Source organism: Burkholderia latens, assembly GCF_902499045.1.
GTDB classification, from domain to species: Bacteria; Pseudomonadota; Gammaproteobacteria; order Burkholderiales; family Burkholderiaceae; genus Burkholderia; species Burkholderia latens.
The window spans coordinates 1-13,319 of the sequence record NZ_CABVPL010000062.1 but is presented as its reverse complement, the minus strand read 5'-3'; the positions used below and the strand labels follow the sequence as shown (position 1 = coordinate 13,319).

General features: G+C 64.0%; 9 protein-coding genes. All 9 read left to right on the top strand.

The window, feature by feature from the left end:
* Positions 1-22 precede the first annotated feature (22 nt).
* Positions 23-1,522 (top strand): type VI secretion system contractile sheath large subunit, encoded by a 1,500-nt coding sequence (tssC, locus tag BSE24067_RS29005; RefSeq protein ID WP_151064527.1) that lies wholly within the window; start codon positions 23-25, stop codon positions 1,520-1,522.
* A 204-nt stretch (positions 1,523-1,726) separates the two neighbouring features.
* Positions 1,727-2,209 (top strand): Hcp family type VI secretion system effector, encoded by a 483-nt coding sequence (locus BSE24067_RS29000; protein ID WP_059573638.1) that lies wholly within the window; start codon positions 1,727-1,729, stop codon positions 2,207-2,209.
* A 132-nt stretch (positions 2,210-2,341) separates the two neighbouring features.
* A complete protein-coding gene (gene tssJ, locus BSE24067_RS28995) occupies positions 2,342-2,884 on the top strand; it encodes a type VI secretion system lipoprotein TssJ (protein ID WP_151064526.1) in 543 nt (180 codons plus the stop codon).
* A gap of 1 nt (position 2,885) precedes the next feature.
* Positions 2,886-4,235, top strand: a complete 1,350-nt coding sequence (tssK, locus tag BSE24067_RS28990; protein ID WP_151064525.1) for a type VI secretion system baseplate subunit TssK — start codon at positions 2,886-2,888, stop codon at positions 4,233-4,235.
* Positions 4,232-5,536 carry a type VI secretion system protein TssL, long form gene (tssL, locus tag BSE24067_RS28985; protein WP_151064524.1) on the top strand — a complete coding sequence of 435 codons (1,305 nt, stop codon included), beginning with the start codon at positions 4,232-4,234 and terminating at the stop codon, positions 5,534-5,536. Before tssK ends, tssL begins: the two co-directional genes overlap by 4 nt.
* 14 nt (positions 5,537-5,550) lie before the next feature.
* Positions 5,551-9,459 (top strand): type VI secretion system membrane subunit TssM, encoded by a 3,909-nt coding sequence (gene tssM / locus BSE24067_RS28980; protein ID WP_151064523.1) that lies wholly within the window; start codon positions 5,551-5,553, stop codon positions 9,457-9,459.
* On the top strand, positions 9,456-10,241 hold the full coding sequence (locus BSE24067_RS28975; protein ID WP_244122351.1) for a TagF domain-containing protein: 786 nt from the start codon (positions 9,456-9,458) through the stop codon (positions 10,239-10,241). The genes tssM and BSE24067_RS28975 overlap by 4 nt, the downstream gene beginning before the upstream one ends.
* A complete protein-coding gene (locus BSE24067_RS28970; protein WP_151064522.1) occupies positions 10,222-10,785 on the top strand; it encodes a hypothetical protein in 564 nt (187 codons plus the stop codon). Before BSE24067_RS28975 ends, BSE24067_RS28970 begins: the two co-directional genes overlap by 20 nt.
* 105 nt (positions 10,786-10,890) lie before the next feature.
* Positions 10,891-13,319, top strand: a 2,429-nt coding sequence (locus BSE24067_RS28965; RefSeq protein ID WP_174904943.1) for a type VI secretion system Vgr family protein, incomplete at its 3' end; no start/stop codon positions are given.

Below are 13,319 nucleotides of genomic sequence, written 5' to 3'. Positions count from 1 at the left end.
CTAACACAGGTAAAGGTAAAAAATGGCTGTACGTGAATCGCAGGCGCGCGCTGCCGAGGCGCAGGTCGGAGCTCAATCGGATTTCAACGCACTGTTGTCGCGCGAGTTCAAGCCCAAGACGGAGCAAGCGCGCGAGGCGGTGGAATCCGCCGTCAAGACGCTCGCCGAGCAGGCGCTGGCCAATTCGGTGACGATGTCGGACGATGCCTACAAGAGCATCGAGGCGATCATCGGCGAGATCGATCGCAAGTTGTCGGAACAGATCAACCTGATCCTGCACCACGACGACTTCCAGAAGCTGGAAAGCGCGTGGCGCGGGCTGCATCACCTCGTGACGAACACCGAAACCGACGAGAAGCTGAAAATCCGCTTCATGGACGTGTCGAAGGAAGATCTGCGTCGCACGATGAAACGCTACAAGGGCGTGGCTTGGGATCAAAGCCCGTTCTTCAAGCAGATCTACGAAGAGGAGTACGGCCAGTTGGGCGGAGAGCCGTACGGCTGCCTCGTGGCCGACTATTACTTCGATCACACGCCTCCGGACGTCGATCTGCTGGCGTCGATCGGCAAGGTCGCGGCGGCTGCGCATGCGCCGTTCATCACGGGCGCGTCGCCGTCCGTGCTGCAGATGGATTCGTGGCAGGAACTCGCGAACCCGCGTGATCTGACCAAGATCTTCACGCAGAACCTCGAGTACGCACCGTGGAACTCGCTGCGCAATTCCGAAGACTCGCGCTACATCGGTCTCGCCATGCCGCGCTTCCTCGCGCGCCTGCCTTACGGCATCCGCACCAATCCGGTCGACGAGTTCGATTTCGAGGAGTCGACCGACGGATCGGACCACCGCAAATACGCGTGGGCGAACGCGGCTTACGCGATGGCGGTGAACATCAATCGCTCGTTCAAGCACTACGGCTGGTGCACGTTGATTCGCGGTGTCGAGAGCGGTGGCGTGGTCGAGAATCTGCCGTGCCATACGTTCCCGACCGACGACGGCGGCATCGACATGAAGTGCCCCACCGAGATCGCGATTTCCGATCGGCGCGAGGCGGAGCTGTCGAAGAACGGCTTCATTCCGCTGATTCACCGCAAGAATACCGATTACGCGGCGTTCATCGGTGCACAGTCGCTGCAGAAGCCTGCCGAGTACTACGATCCGGACGCGACGGCCAACGCGAACCTGTCCGCGCGTCTGCCGTATCTGTTTGCCTGCTCGCGTTTCGCCCACTACCTGAAGTGCATCGTGCGCGACAAGATCGGCTCGTTCAAGGAGCGAGACGAAATGCAGCAATGGCTCAACGAATGGATCATGTACTACGTTGACGCCGATCCGGCGAACTCGTCGCAGGAAACCAAGGCGCGTCGTCCGTTGGCTGCTGCCGAGGTGGTCGTGGAAGAAGTCGAAGGCAACCCCGGCTACTACCAGGCGAAGTTTTTCCTGCGCCCGCACTTCCAGCTGGAAGGTCTGACGGTGTCGCTGCGCCTTGTCGCAAAGCTTCCGTCGGTCAAGGCCGCCGCCTGATCCGGCGAGCGGTTGCCGCAGGGCCCGGTTGCTGAGCAGGAACCCGTTCAAGCGCGTTTGACTATCGCGTCGACGGAGGGCTTCGTCCGGGATATTCCAATGCGGTGTTCGACCCCGGGGAGTGGTGATCAGGCGCTCTGTAAATACACCTGATCACAAAGTTAGTTGTACAAAAAATTTAACCAAGACGTAAGGAGTGATGCCATGGCACACGACATTTTCCTCAAGATCAACGGAATCGACGGCGAATCCAAGGATGCTACTCACCATGACGAAATCGAGGTCTTGAGCTGGTCGTGGAACGTATCGCAGCAATCGAACATGCACCTGGGCTCGGGCGGCGGGGCGGGCCGGGCTACCGTCGACGATCTGCAGTTCGAACACTACATCGACCGTGCGAGCCCGAACCTGATTCAGTACTGTCTGCTGGGCAAGCACATCGATCAGGCGAAGCTCACGGTACGTAAGGCCGGCGGTAATCCGCTCGAATACATCATGTTGACGATGAACGACGTGCTGGTGACGCAGGTGAGCCCGGCTGGCGTCGCGGCTGACGAATCGCGTCCGCGCGAGATCGTTCGCCTGTCGTTCTCGCGCCTGAAGCAGGAATACGTCGTGCAGAACGCGCAAGGCGGCAGCGGCGGTGCGATCACGGCGACGTTCGACATCAAGCGGAACGCGGCCTAACCGTCAACGCCCGTAGTTCAGGGCGATGCCGCCTGCGTGCGCGGGCGGCATCGCAAGCCGTTGACCAAGGCGTCTTCGCGATGCGTGGGGGCCTCGGTCAACGGCTGCCCCGGGTACGACAGGATCTTCCATATGTTTTCTCGATTTCCGCCTGGTATGGCGACGCGCCGCAATGCGCTGAAACGCATCGCGGCCGGACTGACATTTCTGTCGCTTGCTGCGTGCGGAGGCGTGCCGAGCCGGAAGGAGCTGGCCGCGTCGCTGAATCTGAAGATCAAGGTGAGCGATGGCGTCAATCCGGACGAGCTTGGGCGGCCTGCGCCGATCATGGTGCGGATCTATGAATTGAAGTCGGCCTATACGTTCGACAACGCCGACTTCTTCTCGCTGCAGAACGACAGCAAGAAGGTGCTGGGCGAAGACGCGATCGCGATCGACGAGTTCGTGCTGCGTCCGGGCGACGTCCGGGATATTCGCCGGCGCGTGAATAGCGCGACGACGGCGATCGGCGTGCTGGCCGGATACCGCGACCTCGGCAAATCGGTGTGGCGCGGCACGTATCGCTTGCCGCCGCCACCGGAAGAGGCATGGCTTCGAGTGCTGACGGCACGTACAAAGATCAAATTGAACGCGGATATCGGCCAGCGGGCCGTTCTGGTAACTGAATTGGATTGACATGAGTTGGCATAACAAGGTCGTGTGGAGCGAGGGTCTTTTCCTGCTGCCGCAGCTGTTCCAGCAACAAGAGCGCTATTTCGAACATTTCGCGCACAAGCGTTCCGCGCCGCTCAGCCCGTTCTTCTGGGGCTTCAGTCAGTTCGAGATCGATCAGGAGTCGCTGGCGTTCGGCAAGCTGGTGTTCAAGAGCGGTGCGGGCGTGTTTCCCGACGGGACGCCGTTCGACGTGCCGGCGCATGCGCCGCCGCCGCCGCCGTTGACGATCGTGCCCGAGCATCAGAACCAGGTGATCTATCTGGCCGTCCCGTTGCGGCAGCCCAATACCGAGGAGACGGTGTTCCGCGACGAGACGGCGTCGCTGGCCCGCTATCTGGCGTTCGAAAACGAACTGCGGGACAGCAACACGATCGGGCAGGGGCCCAAGCCCGTGCAACTGGCGAACCTGCGCCTGCGGCTGCTGCCGGAGAAAGAGCTGACGCAGTCGTGGATCGGCATCGCGCTCACGCGCATCAAGACCTTGCACGCGGACGGATCGGTGTCGCTGCACGTCACCGATCACATTCCGCCGGTCAGCCGGTACGGCGCCGATCCGCTGCTGCGGGAATGGGCGACGCAACTGCATGGCCTCACGAAACTGCGAGCCGACGCACTGGCCACCCGTCTGTCCGGTAGCGACGGGCGTGCGGGCGCGGCGGCCGAGGTGGCCGATTATCTGCTTCTGCAGGTATTGAATCGCTATGAGCCGTTGCTCGAACATATCTGCCGGATTCGCGAGACGCCGCCGATGGTGCTCTATCGCGAACTTGCGATCATGGCGGGCGAGCTGTCGACGTTCGTGCGTCCGCAGACGCGACGTCCTCTCCCGACTCCCGGCTACGATCATGCACAACTGTACGCAAGCATCCGGCCGCTCGTGGAGGAGGTCCACTATCTGCTCAACCAGGTGCTGATCCGCGGTGCGCAGCCGATCCCGCTCACCGAGCAGCCGCACGGCATCCGCGTTGCCGCGGTGATGCCGGCCGAACTTTCGGGCTATTCGAGCCTCGTGCTGGCGGTTGGCGCGCAGATGTCGCCGGACGTGCTCCAGCAGCAATTCGCCGCGCAGACGAAGATCAGCCAGCCGCAGCGTTTGCCCGAGTTGATTCGTTCGCACCTTCCGGGGCTCACGATGGTGCCGCTGCCGGTGCCGCCGCGGCAGATTCCGTTCAATTCGAGCTACATCTACTACGAGTTGTCACGCAGCGGACCGTTCTGGGAGCAGATCGCGCAACAAGGCGGGCTCGCGATGCACATCGCCGGCCATTTCCCCGAGTTGAAACTTGAACTTTGGGGGGTGCGGCATAAATGAACTCCGGAACGTTCGATAAAGACGCGTTCGACTTTCTCGCGAGTGATTCCGGGACGGTACTCGATCCGCAGAAGGAACGCGTCGGAGATGACAGGCGCGCCGCAAGCGCGCCCGTCGATCCTGGCGAGTTCGATGCAGTCGTGGATATTCAGCAGCGTCTCGACGAGGTGCGGGCAGCCGCGAATCCGCTGCTCGAGGCGGCGCGCCCGTTGCTCAGAATGCTTGCCGACATGCCGGCGACGCTCGATACGTCCGAAGCAGTGGAAGGTCTGCGCACGCTGCTCGTGCGCGAAGTCAACCTGTTCCAGAAGGTATGCGACAAGGTCGATCTGCCGTGGAAGCACATGGCGGTCGTCCGCTACTGTCTGTGCACTGCGCTCGACGAGGCGGCCAACCGCACCAGCTGGGGCGGGAGCGGCGTATGGGCAGCGCGGAGCCTGCTTATCACGTTCGAGGGCGAAGTCGACGGCGGCGAAAAGTTCTTCCTGTTGATCGGTCGGATGGCGACCGATCCGCAGGAGTACGTCGACATCCTCGAAATCCTGTATCGCGTGCTGGGTCTCGGGTTCGAGGGGCGCTACAGCGTGATGGCCGACGGGCGCCGCTATCTGGAGCAGATTCGCCAGCGACTGTGGACACTGATCACCGGCGCGCGAGACGCGCTGCAGCCGGAGCTGTCGCCGCACTGGCGCGGTGCGCCGCCCGGGAAACTGCCGTTGCTGCGCAGCGTGCCGGTATGGGCGTCCGTCGCGTTTGCGGCGCTCCTGCTGTTCGCACTGTTCGTGTTCTACCAGTACCGCCTGTTGACCGAACGCCATCTGCTGGAGACGCGCATTCTCGCGATCGGCAAGGAGCGGCTGGCGTCCGCGCCGCAGCGTCTGCGCCTGTCGCAGCTGTTGAGGAACGAGATCGCGCGCGGCCTGCTGACCGTCGACGAAGACGACCGGCGCAGCATCGTCGTGTTCAAGGGCGATTCGATGTTCGCGTCGGCCCAGAGCGTGGTGTTGCCGGAGATCGAGCCGATCCTGAACAAGGTCGCGAGCGAAGTGGCGCGCGTCGGGGGCAACGTGCTCGTGAGCGGGCATACGGACAACCAGCCCATTCGTAGCGCGGCTTTCGCGAACAACCAGGTTCTGTCGGAAAAGCGCGCGGCGTTTGTCGCGCAAATCCTGCAACGAGACGGTACGCCCGCGGAGCGGATTCGCGCGATCGGCAAGGGTGACACGCAGCCGATCGGCGACAACGCGACGGCGGCCGGCAGAGCACTTAATCGTCGCGTCGAAATCATGGTCACCCTGTAGTACCGGAATTCAGCATGTCTTATTTGAAACGTCTTTTCAGATGGTTGGTCTCGTGGCGGATGCTGGCGTGCGTGGCGATTCTGCTGGCATGCGCGGTGGTCTGGTTTCTGGGGCCGCTGTTCGTGTTCGGCGAACTGCATCCGTTCGCCGGCGCGGTGATCCGCTCGATCGTGATCGCGCTGTTGATTGCCCTGCTCGTCCTGTGGCTGAGAAGGTGGCCGCTGAGTCCCATCTGGGTGATCGCGCTTTGCGTTGCGCTCTGGCACGTCGGCCCGCTGTTCGGGTTCGCGGAGCATCATCCGCTCGAGCCGATCTGGGTGCGCGTGCTGATCGTCGCGGCGATCGTGTTCTGCTACGCGCTCTACGGCCTGTACAGGCTGTGGCAGGCGCTGCGGTCGAATGACGCGCTACTGAAGCGCTTTCTCGAGCCGAAGGGGGACCAGCCGGCCGAAATCGGTCGCGACGAGGTGCGTGCGGTTGCGATGGTGGTGTCGAAGGCCATTGCACAGTTGAAGCGCTTGCGTGGCGGCACGTTGGGATGGCGTCGCCTGCTTGAGGTGGACCGTCATCTGTACGGGCTGCCGTGGTACATGATGCTCGGTACGCCGGGGGCCGGGAAGACGACCGCGATCCTCGGGTCGGGTCTGCAGTTTCCGTTGACCGACCAGATGGGCGCAGTGGCCGCACACGGGATCGAACACACCGCGAATTGCGAATGGTGGTTCGCGAACGAAGCGGTGCTGATCGATACCGCAGGTCGCTATGTCGAGCAGGATGACGCGCAGGACGAAACGGCTACGGCCGTCAACGCCGCGGAATGGAAGGAGTTGCTCGGCCAGTTGCGCAAGCATCGGCCGCGCGCGCCGCTCAACGGCGCGATCCTGAACGTGAGCGTCGCGGATCTGGTCAACCGTTCGGAGGTCGAGCGCACTGCGCTCGCAGCGAGCTTGCGGGCGCGGCTCGGCGAACTGCGCCAGCAACTCGGGATTCGATTCCCGGTGTACGTGTTCGTGACGAAGTTGGATCTGCTGCCGGGCTTTACCGAGTATTTCCAGTCGCTGACGGCGGACGGTCGCACGCAGATCTGGGGTTTCACGCTGCCGTGCGACGAGTCGGGCGCGGCGAGTGTCGACGGACTGCGACGTCACTGCATGCGCGAACTGGCGTTGCTCGAAGCTCGGGCCGACGCCGGCTTGAACAACCGCTTGCTCGAAGAATACGAGGGCGATCGCCGTAAGCGGTTGTATCCGCTGGCGCAGGAGTTCCGTAGTCTGTCGGCGCTCGTCGCGGATCTGGTTGAACTCGTGTTCCTCGATTCCCGTTACGACGATGCGCAGTTGCAGAGCATGCTGCGCGGCGTCTATTTCACGAGCGCGGAGCAGACGGATCAAGTGATGACCGTCGACCGCGACACGGTGCTGCAGCGCCTGAGGCGCAAGATGGCGCGCCTGCGGACCGCAAGCGACACGGCGGCGCAAGCGCGCGGCGACGACGCGATCGCCGGGCATCGCAGCTTCTTTCTGCGCAACGTGTTCCAGCACGTGATCGTGCCGGAGGCGCATCTGGTCCGCGCGGATCTGAAGTGGGAGATTCGCTTCAGAACGATGCGCTGGGCGGGCCATCTGCTGACCATGGCACTGTTCGTCTGGCTCGCGTTCTCGCTCACGGTGAGCTACGAAAACAACCGGAACTATCTGGCTGCGATCTCCGGCAAGACATCGGCGCTGGCTGCGCAGGCTGCGGCATACAGCAAGGCGCCGAAAGCGGCGGCGATCGGCGGTCTGCTGGACAGATCGAGGGACCTGCCGCGTCACGGCGATCTCGATCTCGACGCGCCTGGTCTTGCGTACCGTTACGGCCTTTACGTCGTCCCGGCCATCGTCTCGGCGTCGGATACGACCTATCTGAGCCTGCTGCAGCAAACGTTGCTGCCGCAGATCGTGGCGCGCGTCGAAGGCGACCTGAACACGCAGCTCGCGGCGCAAAACTCGGACGATGTATACCGGACGCTGGCTATTTACCTGATGTTGTACGACGCCGAGCGCTACGACGCGAAGGCAGTCCGGGCCTGGGTGCTGCGGGATTGGGAGCGCTCCGACAGCGCGGCGGCGATGGGCGGCCGCAATGCGATGACGCGACACCTGGACGCGCTGTTCGTCGACGATCGCCCTGTCAAGCCTTCCATGAAGCAGGATGCGGCGCTCGTGCAGCGCGCACGCCTCTTCCTGAGCCAGAATCCCGCGCCGAAGCGGCTGTACGAACGGGCGATCGGCGCGATGGAGAAGGAGGCGCCCGAAAACTTCACGCTCGCGCAGGCGCTCGGGTTGCAGGGCGCATCGCTCTTCAAGCTGGTGGATGGGTCGCGTTTCGAGCAAGGCGTGCCGGGGCTTTACACGTACGACGGTTATCACGCGTTGTTCAGCCAGCGTCTGCCTGAATTTCTCGCGCGCGCGCAGGACGATGACGATTGGGTCATGGGGCGGCCGTCGAAGCGCAACGATCTGGTGGCATCGATACAGGGCACGCGTATCGTGGCGGCCAGATCGTCGCTCGCCGACGAGATTCGCCGCCAGTATCTGATCGATTACGGGAACTACTGGCAGCAATTTCTCGCAGACATTCGGCCGGCCACGAGCGGCGAGAACGGGCGGGACGGCACGCTGGCGCTCGACCAGGCGACGCTGCGCGCACTCGCCGCGCCCGATTCGCCGCTGGTGAGGCTGGCGCGTGCGGTGGTCAGGGAAACGTCGCTGTCGGTCATCAATGCGCAGGACCCGTCGTCGCTGAACGACCTCGCGCTGGCAGCGGTTGGCCGGAGATCGTCGGCGGCACGAACTGCGGCGATCGAAGCCGGGAAGATCGCCGCGCAGCGTCCGGAAACGCGGCTCGAGAAGGAGTTCGTCGACAACCGCTTTGCCGCGCTGCGCGAGGTCACCACCGGCCAGGCCGATACCGGCAGCGGTCCGGCTATGACGGACAAGCCGATTTCGGTGGGCGGCAAGGCCTTGCAGCTCGACGCGATCCTGACGTTGATCAACGAGCAATACACGCGTCTCGTCGTTGCGAGCAACGCACTGTCGGCCAACAGCATGCCGCCGGCGCTGGATATCGGCACGACACTGCAGACGGAAGCCGAAAAGCTGCCAGCGCCATTGCGGCTCGTCCTGGGCGGTATCGCGACGCAGGTGGCGGACAAGGTCGGGCAGGAGGTCGGCGGGCTGCTCGCGATGCAGGTCGACACGAGCGTCGGGCAAAGCTGTCGGCGCACGATCGACGGCAAATACCCGTTCGTGCGCAGCAGTCAGGAAGTCGACGTGGAGGACTTCAACCGGATGTTCGCGAGCGGCGGCGTGTTCGACGAGTTCTTCCAGAAATCGCTGGCGAGCTATGTCGATACGAACGCGAAGCCGTGGCGCTACAAGTCGCTGAGCCCCGGCATGCCGCCGATCAAGGGGCCCAGCCTCGCGCCGTTCGAGCGCGCGGCCGCGATCCGCGAGGTGTTCTTCCGCGATCAAGGTGCGAAGCGGATGGCGTGGAAGATGGATGCGAAGGTGGCCGCGGTCGACCCGGAGATCACCGAATTGCTGATCGACGTCGACGGTCAGACGCAGCGCTATGTGCACGGCCCGGTTACACCGTTCGCGTTGAGTTGGCCCGGACCGCGCGGCGGTGCGATAGCGGAGATCTCGGCACGGCCGGCGATCCGCCCGGATACGTCGACGATCGTCGCGACGGGGCCGTGGGCGCTGTTCCGGTTGATCGAGCGCGGCCGGTTGACCGGCACGGCATCGGCCAGCCGTCTGACGCTCGCATTCGATTTCGACGGCCGGCATGCGGCGCTCGAGCTGATGACGAGCGGCCAGTCGAATCCTCTGACGAGCAATCTGCTGACGGGCTTTCATTGCCCAGGGGGGCTCGCGTGACGGTCGGCATACCGGCGTTGTGGGGGCGTCTCCCCGCGTCGGTCGAGCAGATCCGGCACCGCACGACCGTCGCGCAGGCTCTCCAATGGCAACACTGGCTCACGCGTCATCCCGAATGGATCGCGCATCTGTCCGGCGAACACGGCGCACATGCGTTGCCGTGGAGCTTCGTGCTGGCGCCCGCATGTTCGCCGTTCGGCGACGGGCGGCATGTCGTCGGCGTGATGGCCGCTTCGCGCGATCGGGCCGGACGGCCGCATCCATGCATCGTGTGCTGCACCGTGTCGCGCCGCTGGCTGGAACGCAGACTGCGCGAGCCGCGCGGTGTGCTGTTCCAGATGGCGCGCGTGCTGGCCGCGTACGTGCCGCCGCGTGCGCAACCGGCAGACCCGGACACCCTGGCGTCATCGTTGTACGCGCAACTTGATGCGGTATGGGATGCGGCGCACGCATTCGCGTGGCCGCGCATGGGCGGGCGCGGCCGAAAGGCGGCCGCACGCCCGGCGCGCCCGGAAATGCAACTGGCGAACCGCGGCGACGATCCTGCGCGCGTGCTGACCGGCGTGTCGAACGCGCCTTGGGCGGCTTGGCCGCGATGCACGACGCAGAGCGATGGCGGATGGTTCTGGCAACAAGACGATCGCGGCGGTTTCGTCGATCAGTGGTGGATCGCCAGTTCGCCGGCGCGCGACGCAGCTATCACGCGCGGTGCGGACGAACCGGAATCGAATTGCGCCGTCGATATCGAGCAAGAGCGGACTCATGAACATACGGAATGCTGATACATACACGTTCGATCAATTGCCGTGCGAGCACGAGCAGAGCACGCGCGCGCTCGAGCGGGCAATCGCTTCGAATTGCACGACCCTGCGCAGCCGGCATCGCGAATATCGAGAGATTGTCGCGTTTCGTCGCATGCCGCATATCAAGAAGCTCGAGCGCACGTTGTGGTTGGCTGCGTGGCAACTGCGCGACGTGGACGACGCGAAAGTCGCGGCGCTATGCGCGAACGGCAACTTGGCGACGATCGCGAGCATGCTGGCCGAATGGCTGGGTGTACATGCGGCGCCGGTCGAGTGGGTCGCTGGAATCGATCCCGGGGACGGCGCACCGTCGGTTCCGGACGTACGGGCGGTCTACTGCATGCGCCGCGTCGTTGCGTTCGGACGGAAAGTGGTCGATGCGCGCGAGCCGGGCGATCTCGACCTGGCTGCAAGCTATCTGGTCGATGCCGCGACGAGCATCGGCGCCGATTTGCTGATCGACGTGCTGCTGAAGCTGGCGGCGGTCCGTGTCCTGTATCCGGCGCGCGCGTCCAGCAGATGATGCAGGTGAATCGCATGACGACGGCGCCATACGGCGTGCATGCGGATATAGGCCAATGCGCGCGGGCGCATCTTTGTTTTGGGTGAGTGGGAGCGAATAGATCGCATGTCAATCAATTCTTCGGAAGGACTGATCAATCAGGAGCGCACGGTGGTGATTCGCAGCGATGCGATGCCACGGCTGCTTGGCAAGCCCGCGCTCCGATTCCTGTCGCTTCGCGGTGGAGAGCATCTCGGGAAACTTTACGCGTACGAGTTGCTGCTGCGCACGCCGGACGATTTCCACGTGCCGTTGTCGACCAGCGCGAATCTCGATTTGAAGGCGATGATCGGCACCGAGATGACCGTCAGTGTGCAACTGGAGGGCATCGGGACGGGCGTGGAAGGTGGTGTCGGCGCCGGCGGGCGGGAAATCAGCGGCCTCGTCGTGAAAGCGGGTTTCCTGCGCACGGAAGGGCGCTACAACGTTTACCGCATCGTGTTGCGGCCGTGGCTCTGGCTCGCCACGCTGACGAGCGACTACAAGATCTTTCAGGACAAGACGGTGGTCGAGATCATCGACACCGTGCTGAGCGATTACCCGTATCCGGTCGACAAGCGCCTCGACGTCGACAAGTACACGGTGCAGGGAGAGAGCACGCGCAATGAACCGCGGGCGTTCCAGGTGCAATACGGCGAGACGGATTTCGATTTCATCCAGCGCCTGATGGAAGAGTGGGGGATCTACTGGTTCTTCGAGCACTCCGACGGCAAGCACCGGCTCGTGCTGTGCGATCACATCGGCGCGCATCGCCGCTCGCCGAGTGCCGCCTATCACGAAATTCGGCATCACCCGGAAGGCGGCAAGATCGACATCGAGTATCTGAATTATTTCTCGACGGATGAATCGCTGCGGCCGGGGCGCGTGGTAGTCGACGATTTCGACTTCACGCGGCCGCGGGCGCTGCTCGTGACGTCGAACCATCAGCCGCGCGAGACGAATTGGGGCGAAGGCGAGTTGTTCGAGTGGCCGGGCGACTATACCGACAGCAAGCATGGCGACCTCATCAGTCGCGTCCGGATGGAAGAGCGCCGTGCTCCCGGCACGCGTGCGTTCGGCAAGGGCAATGTGCGCGGCGTCGCGTGCGGCCAGACCTTCACGCTGACCAAACACAAGCACGAAGAGGCCAACCGCGAGTATCTGATCATCGAAGCGGCGCTGATGCTGACCGAGATTGCCGACGAATCCGGGAGCGGTTACCGGTACGAATGCAATAACGAGCTGATCGTGCAGCCGACGAGCGAAGTGTTCCGGATGCCGCGCGAGACACCGAAGCCGACCACGAGTGGTCCTCAGTCGGCGATCGTCGTGGGTCCGCCGGGACACGAAGTGTGGACGGACGAGTTCGGCCGCGTGAAGGTACGCTTTCTGTGGGACCGATATGCGCGCAACGATGCGACGGATTCGTGCTGGGTCCGTGTCAGCCAGGCATGGGCGGGCGTGAATTTCGGTGGCATCTATATCCCGCGCATCGGGCAGGAAGTGATCGTCGGCTTCATGAACGGCGATCCGGATCGTCCGTTGATTCTCGGCAGCCTGTACAACACCGTGACGCCGCCGCCGTGGGACCTGCCTGCGGAAGCCACGAAAAGCGGCTTCAAGAGCAAGACGATTACGGGTGGCCGCGAAAACTACAGTGGCATCCGGTTCGAAGACAAGAAGGGGGCCGAGGAATTCCACATGCAGGCGGAGCGGGACATGAACCGCCTGACGAAGAACAACGAATCGCACACCGTCGGTGTGAATCTGTCGATCGGCGTAGGGTTGACGCACACGCGTGCGGTGGGCGGCATGTTCAGCAGCATCGTGGGCGGCGCCGCAAGCTACGCAGTGGGCGGCGCCGAGTCGACGATGATCGGCGGTGCTTGTGCGCTGAACGTCGGGGGGGCGTATGCGATTGCGGTGGGCGGTGCGATGTCGACGTCGGTGGGCGGCGCCTATGCGCTGAACGTCGGTGGTGCGCTTTCCATCGTGTGCGGTGCGTCGGCCATCAACATGACGGCTGACGGCACGATCAAGCTGGTCGGCACGAAGATCCGGATCGTTGGCAGTAACGAGGTCGTGGTTCAGGGTTCGCCGCTGCAACTGAATCCTGGATGCGGGGATGGTGGTGCCGGTGGCGGTGGCGGGGGCGGGGCGATTCCGCCGATTCCGTTCCCCACTTTCATGTTCAAGATCACCAAGCCGCTTCTGCCGCCGCCGCCGCCACCGCCGACGATTGTTCCGCCGCCGCCGCCGCCAAGCGTTGAGCCACCGCCGCCGAGCGAGCCACCTCCGCCGAGCGAGACGCCGCTGCCGAGCGAGACGCCGCCGCCAAGCGAAACGCCGCCGCCGAGCGAGACGCCGCCGCCGAGCGAAACGCCACCGCCAAGCGAAACGCCGCCGCTGAGCGAGACGCCACCGCCGAGCGAAACGCCTCCGCCGAGCGAAACGCCTCCGCCGAGCGAAACGCCTCCGCCGAGCGAAACGCCTCCGCCGAGCGAAACGCCTCCGCC

Excerpts from the sequence above, each read along its gene's own strand:
- tssC (WP_151064527.1), top strand. The coding sequence starts at position 23 with ATGGCTGTACGTGAATCGCAGGCGCGCGCTGCCGAGGCGCAGGTCGGA.
- BSE24067_RS29000 (WP_059573638.1), top strand. The coding sequence starts at position 1,727 with ATGGCACACGACATTTTCCTCAAGATCAACGGAATCGACGGCGAATCC.
- tssJ (WP_151064526.1), top strand. The coding sequence starts at position 2,342 with ATGTTTTCTCGATTTCCGCCTGGTATGGCGACGCGCCGCAATGCGCTG.
- tssK (WP_151064525.1), top strand. The coding sequence starts at position 2,886 with ATGAGTTGGCATAACAAGGTCGTGTGGAGCGAGGGTCTTTTCCTGCTG.
- tssL (WP_151064524.1), top strand. The coding sequence starts at position 4,232 with ATGAACTCCGGAACGTTCGATAAAGACGCGTTCGACTTTCTCGCGAGT.
- tssM (WP_151064523.1), top strand. The coding sequence starts at position 5,551 with ATGTCTTATTTGAAACGTCTTTTCAGATGGTTGGTCTCGTGGCGGATG.
- BSE24067_RS28970 (WP_151064522.1), top strand. The coding sequence starts at position 10,222 with ATGAACATACGGAATGCTGATACATACACGTTCGATCAATTGCCGTGC.